This is a genomic window from Mesorhizobium sp. M1307 (assembly GCF_040318155.1).
Lineage (GTDB): Bacteria > Pseudomonadota > Alphaproteobacteria > Rhizobiales > Rhizobiaceae > Mesorhizobium.
In genome coordinates this window covers 30,131-49,885 of sequence record NZ_JAMYLR010000013.1, presented here as the reverse complement: position 1 = coordinate 49,885, position 19,755 = coordinate 30,131, and the positions used below count along the sequence as shown (strand labels likewise).

Sequence of the window (19,755 nt, the reverse complement as noted above, 5' to 3'; positions counted from 1 at the left end):
ATGCCAGCCGAAAGCAAAGCCAAGGTCATCGAACGAAATCGCGCGCCGCGGGTGCAGATCGCCTATGACGTGGAAACCTATGGCAGTCCAACGACAATCGAGCTGCCGTTCGTCATGGCCGTCATGGCGGACCTTTCAGGCGCTTCGCAGACCAAGGAAGCGTCGAAGTCGATACTGGACCGCTCCCTTGTCGAGACCGATGCGAACCGTTTCCCGCGTTTCATGGAGGCACTTGGACCACGCGTGAAAGCCCGCGTGAAGAATACGCTGCCCCAGGCCGAAGGCGCCGAGCGGGACGAGGAGCTGGCGCTCGACCTCACCTTCACCAAGATGGGCGATTTTGCGCCGGACAAGATTGCCGAGCAGGTGCCCCAATTGGCCGAAATCCTCAAGATGCGCCGCCAACTCGAGGAACTTCTCGGCTTCATGGACGGGCGCGTCGACGCCGAAAAGCGTATTGCGCAACTGCTGAACAATGAACCGCTTCTTGGCCAGATCGCCAGCCAGGCACTGGCGGACGACAAGGCAGGGGAATGACCATGGCCGAACAGCAAAAAACCGCCGCCGTCGCCGAGGCGGAAACCATTGATCTTGGAGAATTCAGCGGACTCCTCGAGAAGGATTTCAAGGTCAAGAAGGACGACAGCGAAAAGCTGCAGCAATTGGTGCGCAATCTCGCACTTGCAGCGCAGACACGTTCCGATACCACGACCATCTCGTCGAATGCGATCAAGTCGATCAAGTCGCTGATTGCCGGAATCGACAAGATGCTTTCCGAACAGGTCAACGAGATCCTGCACGCGCCGGAAGTGCGCGAAATGGAGGGCACATGGCGTGGCCTGTGGTATCTCGTAAACAATACCGAGACGGATCAGAAGCTGAAGATCCGGGTGATGAACATCTCCAAGGAGCAGCTGGCCGACACGCTTGAGGATTATGAGGGCCAGATGTGGGATCAGAGCCCGATCTTCAAGAAAGTCTACACGGACGAGTATTCGATGCTTGGCGGCGAGCCGATCGGCTGTGTGATCGGTGCGTACGAATTCTCCAACCACCCGCGCGACGTCGGTCTGCTGCGCAACATCTCCGGCATCTGCGCCTCAGCGCACACGCCTTTTATCGCAGCTGCCTCGCCTCGCCTGTTCCGCATGGATAGCTGGCAGGAATTGCCGAATCCGCAGGACCTGCAGCAGATCGTCTCCAACCCCGCCTATGCCTCCTGGCAGTCGCTGCGCGAGAGCGAGGATGCACGCTACATCGGCCTGACCATGCCTCGCGTTCTGGCGCGGCTGCCGTATGGCACCGATACCGTTCCGGTGAAGGGCTTCACCTTCGAGGAGGAGGTGCATGGCGACCACAATAAATATGTCTGGATGAACGCTGCCTTCCCGATGGGCGTGAACATAAACCGCAGCCACAAGCTCTATGGCTGGGGTACGCAGATCCGCGGCGTCGAAAATGGCGGCACGGTCCTCAACCTGCCAGTGCACAGCTTCCCGACCGATGATGGCTCGATAGCGATGAAATGTCCGACGGAGGTCGCCATCGACGACCGGCGCGAGGCGGAGCTGGCCAAGCTCGGCCTGATGCCCATCCTGCATCGAAAAAACACCGATCTCGCCGCCTTCATTGGCGCCCATTCGCTGCAGGACGACGAGACAAGGGCGGGACGGCTGGTCGACCCCGATGCGCAGGCCAACGAGCGGCTGAGCGCCAACCTGCCCTACCTTTTCCCGGTCTCGCGCTTTGCCCACTACCTCAAGGCGATCGCGCGCGACAAGGTCGGTTCGTTCAAGGAGCGCTCCGACATGCAGATCTGGCTGACCGAATGGATCAACCGGTATGTGCTGGCCAACCCGGCGTTTGCCGATGACAAGGCGCGCGCCAAGCGCCCGCTCGCCGCCGCCGAGGTTCAGGTGGACAGCGTGGAGGGACGCCCAGGCTACTACAATGCCCGCTTCTATCTGCGCCCGCATTATCAGCTGGAGGGTATCAATGCCTCGCTCCGGCTGGTTTCGGAACTTCCGTCCGTAAAGACTTGATTTGCAGCAACAACATCTTGGTTTTTGAAAGCGGTGGAGAAAGACAATGCCCACAAATACGAAGATTGATGGCTTTCTAAAGGTTCCGGATATCAAAGGTCCAAGCACTCGTGATGGCCATGAGGACGAAATCGAAATCCATGGCGTCGATTACAAGATGATCGCACCCTATGATCCAAACTCGCTCTCGCGCCGCGGTCGTGTATCCTTGGGTATGATCAAGTTCACCAAGCATTATGACAAGTCCTCGCCCTACCTGAAAAAGGCGCTGTTCGAAAACAAGGCCCTGGACGAAGTCGTGTTTTCGGCACGGCGGACCATTGATGGCGAGACCAAGGATTACCTGGTCGTCACACTCACCGACGCCTCGATCATGGAATACGACATGTCGCAGGCCGAGGATGAGGAAGACCTGATCGAGGAAGAGGTCAGCTTTGCCTACAAGAAAATAAAGTTCGTCTACGACGACAACGACGAAATCGAAATGGATGTCTATGTCGGCAAGTGAGGCCCGGCGGCCCGGCGCGGACAAGTCGCTGGGTAGCGGCAGCTCGCGAGCAAAGCGCGAAGCCGTCCAGCCCTCTCTATGGGACCGCCTCGTAAACGATCTGCCGGGTATGACCTCCGAGATAGACGGGCTGCGCCAGGCACTGCAGGACGAGCTTGGCGCGGAGCGGCTGGACAATCTTGTTGCGGCCAGCGCGCGGCTCATCGACGCCGACGCGGAGTTGACGGCCGACCAGAAGCGGCGTCTGCATCGCCTGGCCTTTCAGAGCCAGCACCGCGCTGAAATCGAAAGCCGCGGCGTGGTGGTGTCGGCGCGTGTGCTCAAGGAAGCCGTGCGGCGCGATGTCGAGGCTTTGTTCAATACCGAGCGCTTCGAGGCCGTTCCGCTGCTTTCCGACCTTGAAAGCGAACAGGCAACGGACAACCCACCGTCGCTCGCCGATTTTCCGGAGGTGCGTCGCAGCGTCGTCAATTACGGAGTGCCTTCCTTCTCGGGCCGTTCTTCCCGCGACTTTGATCGCGAGGCCCTTGCGCGCGAGATCCGCTCGGTGCTTGCCACCTTCGAGCCGCGTCTCAAGGACAGTGCAACAAAGGTTACCGTAACCCTTGGCGACAAAACCGTGGGCCTCAGGATCGAGATAGATGCGGTGTTGATCATGACGCCCACGCCCGAACGCATGCGCCTGCGCACCACGATCAATCTCGATAACGGCTTGGCTCGGACCGAATTTAGGGAAGCCTGAGATGGACCGGGTCTTCGTAGAATATTACGAGGAGGAACTGACCCATATCCGAGCGCTCGCGGCAGAATTTGCCGACATGCATCCCGCGGTGGCGCGCAACCTTTCACTCGATACGGTCCCCTGTCCGGACCCTTACGTCGAGCGGCTGCTTGACGGCGTTGCTTTTTTGGCCGCGCGGACCCGACTCAAGGTCGATGCGGAACGCTCGCGTTTCTCGCGCGCCGTCCTTGATGTTCTCTATCCCGATCTTGTCACGCCGGCGCCGGCAACGGCCGTGGTGGTGTTCAAACCCGGCCAGCAGGTCCAGACAATGATTGGGGGCCATGTCGTCAAACGCAATACGCGTCTGGTTTCCAGCCTCCAGCCAGGCCTGTCGACGCGTTGCACGTTCACCACCGCCCAGGACATCACGCTGTGGCCGATTGCCATCACCTCGGTCGGCTATTTTCAGGATCGCAGCGCCTTGGCTGCAGCCGGCATCGCGCGGATCGGCGGTGTGGATGGCGAGGCGGCGCTTCGCATCACGCTGGCTCGTACCGGAAAAGGCAAGCTCGACGAACTGTCGCTCGACCGGCTTGATCTCTACTTTTCCGCGCGCACCAAGGCACCACTGCTTTTCGACGCGATTTTCGGCGCCTGCGCGGCCGTTGGTGCACGGCCGGAAGGCAAGGCCAACCCGATATCGCCGTTGCCGGTACCTGAAATGGTCGGCATCAACGATGACGAGGCGCTGATGCCTCGTACACGTCCGACCTTCGAAGGGTACCGTCTTCTGCGCGAATATTTCATGATGCCGGAGCGCTTTCATTATGCTCGGGTTTCGGGATTGCAGCCCATCGTGCGCACATGCACAGCCGAACTCGAGATAATCTTCATCTTCAGGCGTCCGGTGCCTGAAGTTGCCGATGTGACGGCGGCCGATTTTGAACTTTTCGCAACGCCGATCATCAATCTGTTTGAACGTGAGTGCAACGTCGTCGAGCTCGATCCACGCAAGACGCGGCAGGTGCTGCATGCCGACCGCACGCGAGCGCGGGACTTCGAAATCTATCGGGTTATCCGCGTCGAGGACGCCGACAGCGAGGGGAGCGACGCCGCAATCCCGGAGCTCTTCAGCCTGGGACAGAACCGCGGTAGCGGTTGGGTTTATTCCACCGAACGGCGCCCACGCCGCCCGACGGAGGAGGAACGGCGCGACGGCCTCACCCGTACTTCATACACGGGCGACGACGTTTTCCTGGCGATTTCGCGTCCCGCGGAAAGTCCTCCGAACCGGCCGCTGAAGCGCGTCGACGTCGTGGCGCTCTGCACCAACCGCGATCTGCCGATTCTTGACGACAACCCTACCTTGACTCTGGAAGCCGGCGATCCGGTCGAGACGATCCGGCTTCTCGGCGCATTGCGCCCGCCTCGCCCAGCCATCCCCGCAGCGCTGCCGGCGGGCGCGGCGGGTGAATCGCGAGCCGACAATCTCGCCTGGCGCCTTGTAGCGCAGCTCGCGCTCAACTTTCTAAGCCTTGCAAAAGAAGGCCGCGGCGTCGATCCGCTGCATGCGCTGCTTGAGCTTTACGCCGACAGGGGAGACCCGAGCCTCGCCCGCAATGTGCACTCGATCGTGCGCATCGACTCCCGGTCGGTCATCGAACGGCTGCAGATCGATGGGCCGATGTGCTTCGGACGAGGCACGGAGGTGACATTGCATGTCGATCAATCGGTTCTGGCGGGGCAGAGCACCTTGCTGCTTTCGGCCTTGCTGGCACGGCTGTTTGCCCGTCATGCCGGAATAAACGGCTTTGTGCGAACCCGCACATGGCTGCTGCAGAAGCAGGAGGATGTGCCATGGCCCATGACGCCCGGCAATCGCTACCTGATCTAGACAAGCCTGGCCGGTCCGAAGAGCTGTCGGATGCATTCGACTTCTTCGAGTTGTTGCGGCGACTCGAACGAAGAGGCGGGCTGTTCGGCTATTCCGGCCCGCCGGAGCGCGAGCCGTCGCGGCTCGGGCAGCATGTCCGTCTCAGCTTTTTCGCCAAGGACTTGGCAGAATTCCGCGAAGCGACTGACAAAGCGCCCGCTCGGGTCACGGTCGCAAACATCGGTCTGATGGGGCCTGAAGGTCCGATGCCCCTGCATTTGACGCGCTGGGTACTCGATCGCCTGTCGCAACGCTGGTTCACCGGCGCCGATGCGCAGCAGACCAGCGACACAACGTTCATGGACTTCGTCAACATTCTTCAGAACCGCATGATTGCGCTGTATTACAGGGCCTGGGCGGATGCGCATCCGGCGGTTCAGGTCGAGCGCCCGGTAGGCGGGCGCGTTCGCGCCATGCTTGAAGCCATGGCGGGAATAGGGCTTCCCGGCACCTACAACCCCGAACTGGACGCAGTGAAGCTGCGCCAGGCCGCTTCGCTTGCCAATCAGGTCGACGGCCCCGAGCGGCTGACATTGTTCCTGGCTGAGGCGTTCAAGGTGCCGGTCCAGATCAGGGAGTTCATCGCTGCCTGGATGACCATACCAGCCGCGCTCCAGACCCGCGTTGGCAAAGCCTACGCAGGGCTCGGTCGGGGAGCGACGATCGGTCCGCGCGTCTTCAACCGTCAAAGCAGGATCGAGCTCCGCGTCGGCCCGCTGGGCTATGAGGAGTTCAAGGCGTTCCTGCCGGGCGGTCAACGCCTCAAATTGTTCAAGCAAGCCGTTAGGGACATGGTCGGCGCATCGCTCGACGTCGATCTGCGCATCGTGCTGGCGCGCGATGCCGTTCCGCCGCCGCGTATCGGAACCGTGCAACTCGCCCGGACCGCGTGGCTTGCGCGGCCCGCTGAAAGGGGCGATGCTGACGACATGCGGCTGCGGACACTAGTCGGCTGGCGGCAGGAAGGGGCGGAGGTCGCGGCATGAGTCTGCTGCTGACGCTGGAGCAAGGGCCACGCACCCAGGCGGTACGGCAGACCCGGCTTGACGAGGGGGAACTGGTGATCGGCCGCAGCGCGGACGCCGGCTGGCAGATCGACGATCCCGACATGTTCGTTTCGCGCGCCCATTGCAGGATCAGCGGTGGGCGCGACGGATATTTCGTCACCGATACATCGAGCAGCGGATTGTTCATAGACGACTCCGACAGCCCGCTCGGCGTCGGCAAGTCGACGCGTCTTCGCAATGGCATGCGGCTGAGACTGGGCGATTACATCGTGCATGTCGATCTGCAGACGTCGAGTGCCCAAGCCACAGCAGCAGCCGCAGCGCCGGTTCCGGAGCGCTCACCGCCGGCGTCTCGGGCGCCGGTCAGCATCGGCCGTGACGATTTCTTTTCAGCCGCCGTGGAAGAAGAGCCGCAGCGGCCACGTCCAGCCGAGCTGCCGAACCCTTTCGAGCAGCCGATCCCGGGTGCGTTCGAACGCGCCAATTCCAGACAGCGCAGCTCGCCTGCTTTCGACGACCCGTTCAGCCTCGATCCGATCGCAACACCAGTATCCAAAGGCACCGCAAACTATCCAGAACCAGCCAGCGCACCCAAGCAGACAGACCCATTTGGCCTCGAGTCGGTGTCGTTCCCCAACGGCGCTACGGAGCCTGCGACGGCAAAGCTGCCGGAATTCAACGACGACTTCGGTTTTGGTCCAGCCGCAGCGCCCAACCCGGGAAGCGGCGCCAGCTCAACCGGGCAGCGCGAGCGCGACGCCCAGCCACAGCAAGCGGCCCATCCCTGGGACGTGCCCGTGCGAGGGGCAGATGCCCCTCCCCCGATGCGAGCAGGCGCAGCCGCCAGCCCCGCTCGCCAGCCGCCTGCGAGGCAGCACGCCGACATGGCGCTTCGCACCGCATTCCTGCGCGGTATGGGTGTCGCGGAAGCCGATTTTCCCGGGCGCGACGCCGTCGCCGAGATGGAAAAGTTCGGCCGCGAATACCGGCTTATGATGGAAGGATTGATGCAGCTGCTGCGCAAGCGTGCCGAAGAAAAGGGAAATGCCCGCGTTGCCCAGACAATGGTCGGAGCCTCCGAGGTCAATCCACTCAAGTTTCTGCCGACGGTCGACGACGCAATCGTGACGCTTATCGCCGAACGCAGCCCCGGATTTCTCGCCGGCGAAGCGGCTATCGCGGATGCGGTTCGCGATCTGGCACAGCATCACGTGCGCGCCTGGCGCGGCGTGCAGGCTGCCTTGCGGCGGATGGTCGACCGTTTTGAGCCGGCAGCCATCGAAGAAGAGCTGAAATCGAGCTCCGCGATCGGCACGCTGTTGTCGGGCGGGCGCGGCGCCAAGCTGTGGGAGCTCTACCAGAAACGCCATCGTGAAATCGCCGAGAGCGCGGAAAAGAGCTTTCTCGGCGAAATCGGCGCCGATTTTCGGGATGCATATGAGGAGGAGTAAGACATGATCGATCGACGCGAATTTATCGTTGCCTTGGGCGCGACCGGGCTGCTTACGGCCTGTCAAAGCGCCGGGCCGCCAAAACCGTCGGTCATCACGGTCAAGCTGTCAGGAGCGGCCGGCATGAACCCTGGACCAGGCGGCGGCGACCGGCCAGTGACGGTGCTGGTCATGCGGCTACGCAGCACCGGTAAGTTCAACTCTGCCGACTACTTTGCCTTGCAGGGGGATGCCGGCTCGGCACTGGCAGGTGATCTCATCGGATCCGACCAGATTGCCGTCGCGCCTGGAAAAACTGCGACCAAGACCATTACGGTCGAACCGGATGCGACGGCCCTGGGCTTCGTTGCATTTATCCGTGAGCCTGGCGGACGAAACTGGCGGACGACCAAATCGGTTTCGCCCGGATCAAACTTTACGATCAGTGTCACACTCGGCAGCGGCGGCATTTCCGCCTGACGGCCAAGGCAAGGGGAGCTCGATGCAGAGAGTAGCCGGATGAGCGATGCAAACAGGGTGCTGTGGTCCGAGGGCCTTTTTCTGCGGACCCAGCATTTCCAGCAGCAGGATCGTTTCTTCGAGGCGACTGTGCGCGGCGCGTTGCAGGCCGGCCAGCTGCATACGTTCGGCTTTCAGCAATTGACCCTGGATAAGGCATTGCTCGATGCCGGCCAGATCTCGATCCTGTCTGCACGAGGCATTTTCCCGGACGGAACCCCCTTCTCCATTCCGGATCTTATGGACGCGCCGCGTCCGCTGCCGGTCACCCCGGATACAGGCGCCGGCCCGGTGCTGGTCGCCTTGCCGCTCGAGCCGGCCGGCGGCATTGGCTTCGATCCGGCGCATGCGCCGCAAAGCGGTGCGCGCTATCATGGACGGATCGTTTCGGTGCGCGATGCCGTCCAGGGCGGTTCAGATCCCGAAGAAATCGAAATCGCCCGACCGCAATCGCTGTTGCTTGCACCCGGCAAATCGGTCGGCGGCTATACCGCCCTGCCGATAGCCGGCATCAAGGGGGTTCGTGCCGATGGCGGCGTTTCGCTGGACGAGACGTTCCTGCCACCGGCATTGGTTACCGGTGCAGTGGCCTGGTACCGGCAACTGCTTCTGGAAGTCGTCACAGGCCTCGACCAGATCGCCGAGGCGCATGGCAAGATGGTCATGGGCGGGCCAGGGCGCAGCGTCGAAGACCTGTTGATGCTCAACCTCGCCAACGCGGCGCGTCCGCGACTGGCCCATATGCTGGCGCAGGATGTCTTCCATCCGGCCGAACTTTACTTGGAACTGGCCGGGCTTGCCGGCTCGATGGCGACCTACGGCTCGAGCGCGCGGCGACTGGGCGAGCTGCCGGCTTATGATCACATGGCGCCCGGCCCACCGTTTTCGGCGCTGGCGGATGCATTGCGCTCACTGATCCTGAGCCTGCGCTACATCGAGCCGAAATCGCGCGCGCTGCCCGTCATGCGCCATTCGACCAATGTTTGGAAAATCCGCATCGACAATCCGAAGCTGCTGGTGGCCAGCCGGATCGTCATCCGGGTCGGTTCGGAACTGTCGGAGGACGCGCTACGCAAGATATTCGTCAACCAGGCGACCGTGGGCTCGGCGGATGAGTTCGAGGGCCTGTGGAAGTCCCGCCTGCCCGGCATCCCGCTGAAACCGCTTCATTCGCAACCGCGCGAGATTCCTTACGACGGCGATCGGCTGTGCCTTGAGCTCGACCAGAAAAGCGAGCACTGGGCATCGCTGCTCGGTGCCCCAGGCTTCGTCATTGGCGTTTCGGGTGTACTGCCGAGCGAACCGCAGGTGGACTGCTATTCGGTGAACAGGTGAAACCATGAGCCGGGATGATCCTTTCGGACTGTCGGAGGATCGCGAACGCACTCGCATCAGGCTGACCGGCACGCCGATGCCGCGACCGATGGGGGCATCCTTGCCGGGCGGGCCGGTAAAACGCTCGCGCACCCACCCGAACGGCCTTGTCAACGCCTTCGCGCCCCTGCTCGAGTTTGCGCCGGAGCTTGAGAGCGCGCTGCCACCGGAGAATCCGGAAGTGTTACGCACTCGGCTGCTCGAAGAACTGGTTCGGGCACGCGACACGGCGATGGCGGCGGGGTCGTCGATGGAACGGGCCGATCAGGCAGCATGGGTAGTGGCTGCCTTGCTCGACGATCTGGCCCTGAACACGCCCTGGGGCGGGGCCAGCGTATGGCCGCGTCAGCCGCTTGTGGTCATGTTGCGCGGCGACGTCGACGCCGGCACGCAGTTCTTCACACGGCTCGACGAACTGGAACGCCATCCGAACCGCGATCGCGAATTGCTGGAACTTCAATATGACTGCCTGGCACTCGGTTTTCGCGGCAAGTATCGCGTGCCCGGCCGGTCGGGCGATCGCTCGCTCAATGCCGTTCGTGTGGCGGCGGCACGTTTCCTGCGCGATGCCGACGCCGAGAATGCCCCGCTGTCGCCAAACTGGAAAGGCGTCATCGCAACCGATGAGCCGCAGCGCTTCATCGTTCCGATCTGGGTGATGGCCCTGGCCGCAGCGGTTATCGCCACCGCGACTTATGTCGGGCTCTCGGTGGGACTAAGCAGCCAGGCGGTTGAGCTTTCAGCTCTGGTCCGCGCCTTGCCGCCGCCGACCCGTGCCGACATCAGCCGTGTATCGCCAACCGTCGATGTCCCGCCGCCGGAGACTGTGGATTTCGCGCTGCTGCCCGAATTTGAGGCCGGCGCGCCGGGCAATCTCAGATCGGCTCTGAGCGGCACGGAGAGCGTTTCGCTGGCCAAGCTGGTCATCCAGGCCTCCAATCCCGAACTGTTCCAGTCGTCGCGGCCAACGCTGACGGAAGGATTCGAGCCGCTGATCGGCTCGATCGCCAAGGTGATCCTGGCCAATCAGGACCTGATCGGCAACATCACTGTGGTCGGACATACGGACGGCGTCCCTCTGCAAAGAACCAATCCGCTGTCGACCAACCAGCGACTGTCAGAGGCTCGCGCCCAGACCATTGCCGACATGCTCGTACAAAACGGAGTGCCGCAGGAACGCGTCCATTCCGAGGGCCGGGCAGCCACGGATCCAGTGGCCGACGACGGCACGCGCGAGGGCCGGGCCCTGAACCGGCGCGTTGAGGTGCTGGTCGAAAAGAGGCTGTGAGATGTTCATCCTGCGCTTCCTCTGGGCGGTCCTGACATCGCGCTGGCTGTGGACACTGATTGGCATCACGCTGCTTTCGTTGGTTATCTGGGTATTCGGGCCGATCGTCAGGGTCGGGCCCTACGACCCTTTCGCCGCGGACAATGTGCGCATCGTCATCATCGCGCTGCTGGTCATCTTCTGGCTGATCTGGCTGATCGCCGCCCAGCGTCGGGCGATCCGTGCCAACCGTATGTTCGTCGCCGAAATCGCCGCGCCGGCGGTAGAGAAGCCACTCAGCCCCGGCGAAGAGAATGTCGCTGCCGTCGGAGCCAAGTTCGGCGAGGTCATGGCCGAGCTGAAGCGCCGCAAACTGGGTGGTCGCAAGTTCCTGCGCGAGATGCCCTGGTACGTGATCGTCGGACCGCCGGCCACCGGCAAGACCACGGCCTTGCGCCAGTCGGGGTTGAATTTTCAGATCGACCTGACCGACGACCTGCAAGGGGTCGGCGGCACGCGCAATTGCGACTGGTTCTTTTCGGAGAGTGCGGTTCTGATCGACACTGCAGGCCGCTATGTCCAACAGGAGAGCCAACCCGACGTCGACGCAGTGGAGTGGCTGGGCTTCCTCGACCTTTTGAAGAAGCACCGGGGCCGTCGGGCGCTCAACGGGGTGATCGTCGCGCTTTCGATCGATGTGCTTTCGGAGGGCGACGACGCCATCAAGGCGCATGGCCGCAAGATCCGCCGTCGGCTGGCCGAGCTCAACGACCGCCTCGAAATCCGCCTTCCGGTCTATCTGATGCTGACAAAAGCCGACCTGATCAAGGGGTTCGAGCCTTTCTTCGGCGGTTTGTCGACGGCTGCGCGCGAGCAGGTCTGGGGGACTACGTTCGCACTCGACGCGCATGTCGATGCAAAGACCATCGAGCGGGAAATCGCGACGTTAGCAACCGAGCTCGAGCGGCGGCTGGTGCCCCGGCTGGAGGACGAAGACAAGCTTGCTGCCCGCGCCGAAATCTTCAGGTTTCCCGCCCAACTCGCCAGCCTGTCCGAGCCGATCCAGGTACTGATCGAGGCGATGTTCGGCGAAAGCCGGTATGAGGAGGCCGCTTGGCTGCGTGGCCTTTATCTGACGTCGGCGACCCAGGAAGGGGCGCCCATCGATCGGCTGACCGCAGCGCTGTCTGCCTCCTTCGGCCTTCCGCCGCGCCGGGCGTTGGCCGCGCCGCGTGTCGAAAAACGCAGCTTCTTCCTAAAGAACCTGCTCACAGAAGTCATCTTCAAGGAAGCCGGCCTAGGCACCTTCGATCCGCTGGCGCAACGCCGCCGCGCCTGGATCTGGCGTGGCGCGGCCGCCGCATGTGCCGCAGCCGCCCTGCTGGTCAGCGGTTTATTCACCTGGTCCTATTACGACAACCGCAACGCGATCACGGCCCAGGCAAGCCAGTTCGAGGCGCTGCAAACGCCACTGACCTCGGCCGCGGCAAACCCGGCATCCGTAGAACAGCCTGCCATCGATGTCGCCCTCGGTGCGATGGATGAGGTCGCAAATGCCCGCACCCCGCCGCCTGGCGCGGCACAGGATTTGCTGGGGCCATCAGCCTCGGCGGAATTGGTGCGGGCACAGACCGACACTTACGACCATGCTTTGCGCAACGTTCTCGAGCCGCACATGGTGGCGCTGCTCGAGGCGACGATGTGGCGGCAGATCCGCGATCCGGACTTCATGCTTGGCGCGCTGAAGACCTATCGCATGATGACCGGCCTTTCTCAGATGGATCCAGACTTCGCCCAGAGCTGGTGGGTCAACAGTCTGCCTGAATTCGCCGCGGCTGCCCCCTTTCCGACAGCTGACGCCGAAGAGCACCAGCTTGCCGCGATCCGTCGCATGGCGGTTGACGCCAGTTATATCGCCCCGGACCAGGCGCTGGTTGCGGAGGCACTGAAAACCGTCTGCACGATTTCCTTGCCGGCGCGTGCCTACAAGCAGCTGCTGGCCGACCCGGCGGTGGCTGCGCTCAAGGAATGGATTCCTGCCAACTTCGCCGGCCCCAACGGCGCCAAGGTCTTTGCGCGGCGTTCCGACAAGACGCTTCGGGTCGGCATTTCGGGAGCATTCACCTATGCCGGCTTCCATGACGCCATTCTCGACCGGGTCGAGGATGTCGCCGCCCAGGCAGCACTCGACCGGGCGGTGTTCGCCGGCGGTTGCTCGGAAAATTCCGAAACCTCGGTGTCGGCGCTGTCAGAGGATATTCTGAAACTTTATTATGACGACTATATTGCGCAATGGGACAGCTTCCTGCGCGACATGAGGCTGGCGCCATTGACCGACCTAAACGTCGCCAGTGAAAACCTCAAGGATCTTTCAAGCGCCGACTCCGCGCTGAAGCGCCTGGTCACCGCGGTGGTCCAGGAGACCGAGCTTACGCGATCCGATGAAGCGCCGGCAAACGACAAGGCGGCGGCAGGTGGCTCGAAACTGCTGGGCAAGCTGGGCAAGCTTGGCAAGATCGTAAAAACCGGAGCAAAGCTTTTGCCGCGTGCGGGCTCCGCCGACGAAGTGGATCTTACCGGCACTCTGGTGGCCGAGCATTTCAAGCCGCTCAAGGGTGCCATCGCCGAGGTCGACGGCCAGCCGCCGGCGCTCGACGCCGCCATTGTCGCGCTCACCGCACTGTCCAACGTGCTGCAGACGGTGACGGCCAATCCCGATCCCCAGGACGCCATCAAGAAACAGGGCGGCCTCGCCGAACTGACTGGAGCGGTTGCCAGGCAGGCGCAGATCCTGCCCGACCCGGTCGACGACTGGTTGGGCGGCATTGCTGGCGATACCAGCGGGCTGACGCAGAAGGCGGTCACCTCGGAGCTCAACGCCATCTGGCGCGCCGACATCCTGCCGTTCTGCCAGGCAGCACTCAACAACCGCTATCCTTTCAGCCCGGACAGCGCCGTCGACGTCAATGTCCGCGACTTCGCCCGCCTGTTCGGACCGGCAGGACTGATCGACACCTTCATCAACGACCACCTGATCAGCTATGTCGACACGTCGGCGCAGCCATGGAAATGGCGCGCTGATTTCGGCCTCGACCCCTCGGCACTGGCCGCGTTTGAACAGGCAAGGCGGATCCGCGATGATCTCTTTCCCGGCGGTACTGGCCCGCTTATGAGCTTCACGCTCGAACCGAAGGATCTGTCGCCCAATGTCGCGCGCGTGACGCTCAATCTCGATGGCCAGAACCTCGTCTATTATAACAACGCAACGAGGCCGCAGCCGATGACGTGGCCTGGCAAGGACGGCACGGGCGTCATCTCGCTTGCCTTCCAGCCGATCGATGGCTCGCCCGAAATCTTGCTCAACGAGACCGGCAGCTGGGCGTGGCTGAGAATGTTGCGCAGCGGTCGCTTCACAGGCACCTCGCTGTCGGACGTCTACAGCCTGCGCCTTGGCACAAAAGGCATGTACGCCGATTTCCAACTCAAGGCCGCCAGCGTCGAAAACCCGTACAACCTGCAAATGTTCAAGAAATTTTCATGTCCGCCGCAGATATGATCCTGCCCGGCTTTTACGGCAAGATGCCTGCCACCGGCGATTTCGTCACGCGGCGGCTGCCGGGGGATTTTGTGCGCGTCTGGGACCGCTGGCTGGCGCAGCACATTGTGCCGCTGATGGGCTCGGAAACCTGGCCGCGCGGCACGGCGCTACGGTTCCTAACGGGTCCGGGCTTTGTCGACGCGTCGGCGGGCATTATCTTGCAGAGCGTCGATAGGGTTGGCAGGCAGTTTCCGTTGAGCATCGTCGCGCAGCTTTCTGAGGCTTCCGTTCAGCTGGCTCGCGCCGATGCGTGGTTTTCCGGGATCGAAGAAGCGGCCGTCGCCGCCCAGCAGGGCGAGCTGACGCCTGGCGAATTGGATACCGCTTTAAGCGCACTGCCAGTACCGCCTGTCGAGCCGGGCGAAGAGGTCATCAGCGATATGGTGATGTGGACAGCGCGTTCGGACATTTTCGACGTCGATCCGCTGTCGCCGCAAGCTACGCTGGAGCAGATCTTTGCCGCCAACTGGGAGACCAGTTGATGCAGATCTGGAACCAGATGGGGTATCCGCACGAATTCACCATGGGCATGGACAAGGCCGGCCATGAGTGGATCGTCGTGGTGGTCAAAGGCACGTTCGACTTTCCCGCCACGCCCGGCGGACCGGTACAAAAATCGGTGGAACAGATTCCGCTGGTCATGGCCGACACGCACACCGGCGTGCCTGGTTATTCGGCCACGTTATGGGAAACCGATTTCGCCTTCCGCAAGCCGCGTTGTGACGTGATTGCCAATGCCTTTGCCTATGCGCCGGGAGGACGTCCGGCCGAACGCGTGCCGGTCGGCATCAAGGTGGGCAATTGGTCGAAGCTCTTCGAGGTCGTGGGCCACCGCGAGTGGCGCTCCGTCGGGCCAGTGTTTACTGCCACGTCGCCACAGCCCTTCTTGCGCATGGCAATTTCCTACGATGTCGCCTGGGGTGGCACCGACCGGCTCGATCCAGAGGACAAACTGCCAGCGAGTTACAAATACAACCCGGTCGGCACCGGCTGGTCGCGAACCAAGAACCAGCGCCTCATTCCCGGCCTGCGGCTACCGAATACGCAAGCTGTCGGTGAAGAAATCCGCTCGCCATTCGGCGACTATAAGCCGATGAGTTTCGGTCCGATGGGCCGCGGCTGGCCGGGACGCATCGAATTTGGCGGCACCTATGACCAGAACTGGATCGACAATGTCTTCCCCTTCCTGCCCCAGGATTTCGACGAGCGCTACTTCCAGATGGCACCGCCGGACCAGCAGATCGACCTGCCAAGAGGTGGCGAAGAAGTGCAACTGGTGAATCTGACACCTGACGGGCGGGTGAGTTTTCGGCTGCCATCGACAGCATTGCCGTTGACGCTGTTCGAGGGTAGGCAGAAGGCCCCGGAGCGCGTCACCTTTCCAGACACTGTCCTCTTCGACCCGGAGAACAGACGCTTCTCGTTGGTCTGGCGCGTATCGCAGCGCATTCACCGTACTATTCTCGATTTCAGCGAATGCTGGATCGGCCCGCCGACCGAGGCAATGGTGCGGATACGAGCTGCGGCTCGTGCTTATTCTCGCTTCGATGAAACGACTGCGGCGCAGAAGGCGGAGAACACGTGAGGCCGGCACTCGACATTCTTTCGGTCGGCATGGTTACGGCGGTTGGCCTTGACGCACCATCGGCTTGCGCAGCGATCCGGGCTGGGATTGATGGCTTTCAGGAAACGCGTTTCAAGGATGAAAATGACGAGTGGCTGATCGGCGCGCCGGTACCTTTGCCAGCCAATTGGATCGGCGAGAAACGAATGGCGCATCTCGCCGCAGGCGCAATTGTCGAGGCATTCGAAGAAGTTCCGGAAGCGCGTGGGCAAGCCGCGCTGATCCTTTGCTTGGCAGAGGAAGACCGCCCAGGGCGGCCGGTAAGAAGCACGCTGCGTCTGCTCGACCGTATCGCCGAGATCACCGAAGTCGAAAAGCATTCGCGGTCACGGGTGGTTGCCCATGGGCGACCGTCCGGACACGTGGCGCTTGATCATGCGCGTCGGATGATTGTATCGGGCGAAATACCATACGTGATGGTTGCCGGCGTTGATAGCTATTTGACGACCTTGGCCACGACGTATTACCTTAAGGAGCGTCGACTCCTAACGTCCGACAATCCAAACGGATTTATTCCTGGGGAAGCGGCGGCGGCAGTCCTGTGCGGGCCACCGAGGCGGGGGGGATTTCGGCTAGCGGGACTAGGCCTTTCGCGCGAGGCGGCCTCTATTTACAACAAGCAAGACTTGCCGCTCAGGGCGGACGGTATGACGTCCGCTTATCGCCATGCGTTGGGTGAGACTGGAATAGAGATGAACCGCCTCGGCTATCGAATTTCAGATCTCATCGGCGAACAGTATTGGTTTAAGCAGACGGCGCTGGCATCGATACGGCTGGTGCGCAATCCGTGTCCGTCCCAGGATCTGTGGTCGCCTGCGGAAACCCTCGGCAATGTTGGTGCGGCGGTCACGCCTCTGATGCTCGGAATGGCACTAATGGCGGCAAGAAAGAACTACGCGACGGGGAACCCGGTGCTTGTCGAGGCTTCCAACGATGCAGGCGCTTGTGGAGCTGCCGTGCTGGCTGCGAGGGCCGCCTGGTGACTGTCTTCGCCAACGGACTGGAGGTGGCCGCAAAGGCCCAGGGCAACAAGGTCATCGCGGCCTTTCCAGATGTCTGTTTCACTCCGCCCGAAAATCCAGCGACACCGCCAGGGGTACCGATCCCGTATCCGTCATTTGGAATGGACTCGGATACTGAGAAGGGCACCGGTACCGTCAAAATCGGCGGAGAGAACATCACCCAAAAGGACAAATCGGACTACAGCAAGACCACTGGCACGGAAGCCGGCAGCGCAGCCAAGAAAGGAGTCATCTCGTCTACTAACACCAGTAAGGAATACGCGCGAGCGTGGTCAAGCAATGTAAAGGCGGACAGCCTCCCTGTCAGCCGGTTCTCAGATATCTCGACAAACAATCATACAAGCGATCAGGTTGGAAACACACCTCCGCAGGCTAAGGTGGGGAGACCGGGACCTGGTGGCGGGTCGGCGCCAAAGACCAAGTGCCCGTGCTGCGGGACAGAACCCGCCCACGCCAATCAGGTGAAAGCCAACGGCGAGATGTGTGATACTGTCCCCGAGGCCGAATACTACAAGGAGCGCATGCAGCGGGCGAATGCTAAGATCGTCAATATTGAAGAAACAGCCAAAGCCGGTACGTTAGGCTTGGTGCCTCGCATGAAAGCGTGGGATCAGTACGAAAAACGCAAGGAGGCGTCTAAGACCGTAGCAAATGCACGAGCAACGGGAGAAAAATGCCCAAACCTGCATGAGGAGGATAAAGATTGCGGTGTCCACTTCAAGGGAACGCGTAGCTATTCCGAAATTCTTGAGCAAGCAGACCCGGAAAAGAAGAGAGAATTAGAAACCAAGCACGCTGGAAGAAAGAACGAAAAAGACCTTATTCACGTCGACATACTGCATCATGTCCGTACAAAAATACTTGGAATTACCGATTCCGTGAAAAAAGCGATACTAAAACGGGACGGCAAAGGCACCGGAACAAACACGGGCAAAGTGCACCACATGACCCCCATAGATGCCGGTGGATGTCCCGATTCCCCCAAGAACTTGATAGGCCAAGGCGCCCTTTCCGGCGAATGCGACAAAATCAATGAGGCGCAAGGCACGCTTCAAGGAATAAACCCTTATCCATGACATTCTCGGCGCGCGGCAAACTTTTCCACTTCGGGACGAACGAGTTTCGCAGCCGTTCGACGCCAGCCGGAGCGCGGCTGCTGCAGATATTTGAAGAGTGCAAGAAGGGAAACTTCGCATCATCTGCAATGTTTCCAACAGTCTTCGAAGCCTCCCCCTCGGTGGAAGTAGTTATCGACGCGTTTGCGCTGTTGCCGTACGTCACACCAAGGACCTTGCTCCTGGATGTGGCGGACCCAATTCGCCAATCGCTGCAGCAAGATAGCCAATCCATTGAATGGCTCTGCATCGCTCTCTCAAGGAGCGGCATTTTGGATGCGACGCAGAAGGCGGTCTGGTTCTACAGAGATGAAGTCACCGTCGACAGCGATACCGACCTTCCATATCATTTGTCGATCACCTTGGAGGCTTCGGTCGGAGATATCTTCGATGGACCGCAAGTTGTGCCGGATTCGATCGATGAGTATGAACCTGGGCGTCGCCAATATGACGTAGTTGAATACGCGAAAGCCGTTGAGCTAAAAATCGATGAGATCCGTGCAAATTTTCCTAATTCTTCGCGCCAGTCCTTTCTCTACGGCAAGCCCGTAAACATTGAGGATCTGGCGCTCAATTTGTTGAATACCCTTGGGGAGACCTATGACAACGAAGACGTCGTTACCGCCAGAAACCTAATAGAGGCATTCACCGGATTCGACCTTTCGCAATTTTACAAGAATATTCAGCTGAACCGAAAACCTGCGGCCGCTGCCCTTGAGCAACTCTTCGACGAAGTCGACCTGTTCGAATTCAGACCGGGAGTTCGCTATTTCTTTGGGAGGGAAATACCAGACTGACCAGGAGCACGTACGCTAGCCGCAACCGATGTGCCCGCATTGGTGAGATATTTTCGAACCTTCTCAAGATTGAGATCGACGATGCGAACAGTCGATCTGGTCGTCAGCATTCGAAGGACGAAAAGCTCTCCAGCCTCAGGAAACTCGTCGTAGCGCTCCTTGACGATTTCCTTTCCCGCATCTCCGGCCACCCGCAGCCCATCCAGATGTGCTTCTAGTCTCTCGACCAATCTAGCTATCCGCTCATCGTCCATCTCGGGATTTTCGCCGGGATGCAGCAGATTGTAGTCGTAGACAGTCCATAGAAACGCCGCCATTTCGGCGTGCTGGCGGACGATTTCGCGTAGGATGGGCGCCGGCATCAGTTCAGATTCACGGAACCGCCCCGGATACGATTCGCGGCACTGGCATGACTCGTCACATAGGTGCCGCGAATGGTGATGCGGCCATCCTTTTCCATGATGATCACGGCCTTGCCACAGCGCAGTTCGATGCGTTCCTCGCCTGTGATTCTCACCCGTTCGCCGTCGCGGACGACATGAGGAGCTACAGATTTTCCCTTTGGTTCAACGATACGCCCGACAATTAGTGGCCGGCCTAGGTCGCCGTCCTCAAACAACAATGCGACCTCGGAGCCAATCATATCGGAATTCAGTTCAGCGAGACTACGAGCCGGAAGGGCCGTATCCTTCGGATTGCCCGGAAACACAACGAGCGGGCCACCTTCGCCGAAACCGAGAAAAATCCCGATTACGACGCCTTCGATTCGTTCGATGATCTTTGCCACCTGACGGT

General features: G+C 61.2%; 18 protein-coding genes. 16 read left to right on the top strand and 2 right to left on the bottom strand.

What is annotated here, in order from left to right; translation table 11 throughout:
* Genes tssB through NKH16_RS16995 form a run of 16 tightly spaced genes read left to right on the top strand, consistent with a single transcriptional unit; the run spans position 1 to position 18,960 of the window.
* Positions 1-537 (top strand): type VI secretion system contractile sheath small subunit, encoded by a 537-nt coding sequence (gene tssB, locus NKH16_RS17070; protein WP_352452817.1) that lies wholly within the window; start codon positions 1-3, stop codon positions 535-537.
* Positions 538-539: 2 nt separating this feature from the next.
* Positions 540-2,042 (top strand): type VI secretion system contractile sheath large subunit, encoded by a 1,503-nt coding sequence (gene tssC / locus NKH16_RS17065; RefSeq protein ID WP_023720342.1) that lies wholly within the window; start codon positions 540-542, stop codon positions 2,040-2,042.
* Between the two features lie 46 nt (positions 2,043-2,088).
* Positions 2,089-2,550, top strand: a complete 462-nt coding sequence (locus NKH16_RS17060; protein WP_023678576.1) for an Hcp family type VI secretion system effector — start codon at positions 2,089-2,091, stop codon at positions 2,548-2,550.
* Positions 2,537-3,292 (top strand): type VI secretion system baseplate subunit TssE, encoded by a 756-nt coding sequence (gene tssE, locus NKH16_RS17055; protein WP_352749835.1) that lies wholly within the window; start codon positions 2,537-2,539, stop codon positions 3,290-3,292. Before NKH16_RS17060 ends, tssE begins: the two co-directional genes overlap by 14 nt.
* Before the next feature lies 1 nt (position 3,293).
* On the top strand, positions 3,294-5,168 hold the full coding sequence (gene tssF, locus NKH16_RS17050) for a type VI secretion system baseplate subunit TssF (RefSeq protein ID WP_352692810.1): 1,875 nt from the start codon (positions 3,294-3,296) through the stop codon (positions 5,166-5,168).
* On the top strand, positions 5,132-6,193 hold the full coding sequence (gene tssG, locus NKH16_RS17045) for a type VI secretion system baseplate subunit TssG (RefSeq protein ID WP_352900589.1): 1,062 nt from the start codon (positions 5,132-5,134) through the stop codon (positions 6,191-6,193). The genes tssF and tssG overlap by 37 nt, the downstream gene beginning before the upstream one ends.
* Positions 6,190-7,665, top strand: a complete 1,476-nt coding sequence (gene tagH / locus NKH16_RS17040) for a type VI secretion system-associated FHA domain protein TagH (RefSeq protein ID WP_352900587.1) — start codon at positions 6,190-6,192, stop codon at positions 7,663-7,665. Before tssG ends, tagH begins: the two co-directional genes overlap by 4 nt.
* A gap of 3 nt (positions 7,666-7,668) precedes the next feature.
* Positions 7,669-8,124 carry a type VI secretion system lipoprotein TssJ gene (gene tssJ, locus NKH16_RS17035; protein WP_352900584.1) on the top strand — a complete coding sequence of 152 codons (456 nt, stop codon included), beginning with the start codon at positions 7,669-7,671 and terminating at the stop codon, positions 8,122-8,124.
* 39 nt (positions 8,125-8,163) lie between these two features.
* Positions 8,164-9,498, top strand: a complete 1,335-nt coding sequence (gene tssK, locus NKH16_RS17030) for a type VI secretion system baseplate subunit TssK (protein ID WP_352900582.1) — start codon at positions 8,164-8,166, stop codon at positions 9,496-9,498.
* A gap of 4 nt (positions 9,499-9,502) precedes the next feature.
* The gene (gene icmH, locus NKH16_RS17025; protein ID WP_352900579.1) at positions 9,503-10,825 is read left to right on the top strand and encodes a type IVB secretion system protein IcmH/DotU; all 1,323 of its coding nucleotides are present in this window, start codon (positions 9,503-9,505) and stop codon (positions 10,823-10,825) included.
* A gap of 1 nt (position 10,826) precedes the next feature.
* Positions 10,827-14,360 (top strand): type VI secretion system membrane subunit TssM, encoded by a 3,534-nt coding sequence (gene tssM / locus NKH16_RS17020; protein WP_352900577.1) that lies wholly within the window; start codon positions 10,827-10,829, stop codon positions 14,358-14,360.
* Positions 14,357-14,884, top strand: a complete 528-nt coding sequence (gene tagF, locus NKH16_RS17015) for a type VI secretion system-associated protein TagF (RefSeq protein ID WP_352900574.1) — start codon at positions 14,357-14,359, stop codon at positions 14,882-14,884. The genes tssM and tagF overlap by 4 nt, the downstream gene beginning before the upstream one ends.
* On the top strand, positions 14,884-15,987 hold the full coding sequence (locus NKH16_RS17010) for a DUF2169 family type VI secretion system accessory protein (protein ID WP_352692826.1): 1,104 nt from the start codon (positions 14,884-14,886) through the stop codon (positions 15,985-15,987). The genes tagF and NKH16_RS17010 overlap by 1 nt, the downstream gene beginning before the upstream one ends.
* On the top strand, positions 15,984-17,009 hold the full coding sequence (locus NKH16_RS17005) for a beta-ketoacyl synthase N-terminal-like domain-containing protein (RefSeq protein WP_352900571.1): 1,026 nt from the start codon (positions 15,984-15,986) through the stop codon (positions 17,007-17,009). Before NKH16_RS17010 ends, NKH16_RS17005 begins: the two co-directional genes overlap by 4 nt.
* The gene (locus NKH16_RS17000; RefSeq protein WP_352900569.1) at positions 17,006-18,124 is read left to right on the top strand and encodes a DUF4150 domain-containing protein; all 1,119 of its coding nucleotides are present in this window, start codon (positions 17,006-17,008) and stop codon (positions 18,122-18,124) included. Before NKH16_RS17005 ends, NKH16_RS17000 begins: the two co-directional genes overlap by 4 nt.
* Entirely contained in the window at positions 18,121-18,960 is an 840-nt protein-coding gene (locus NKH16_RS16995; RefSeq protein ID WP_352900567.1) for a hypothetical protein, read from the top strand. The genes NKH16_RS17000 and NKH16_RS16995 overlap by 4 nt, the downstream gene beginning before the upstream one ends.
* Here NKH16_RS16995 and NKH16_RS16990 read toward each other — a convergent pair.
* Both NKH16_RS16990 and NKH16_RS16985 read right to left on the bottom strand, forming a co-directional pair.
* Positions 18,930-19,322, bottom strand: a complete 393-nt coding sequence (locus NKH16_RS16990; protein ID WP_352746843.1) for a hypothetical protein — start codon at positions 19,320-19,322, stop codon at positions 18,930-18,932. The genes NKH16_RS16995 and NKH16_RS16990 overlap by 31 nt on opposite strands.
* Positions 19,322-19,747, bottom strand: coding sequence for a DUF6484 domain-containing protein (locus tag NKH16_RS16985; protein ID WP_352692836.1), 426 nt, complete (start codon positions 19,745-19,747; stop codon positions 19,322-19,324). The genes NKH16_RS16990 and NKH16_RS16985 overlap by 1 nt, the downstream gene beginning before the upstream one ends.
* Between the last annotated feature and the right edge of the window lie 8 nt (positions 19,748-19,755).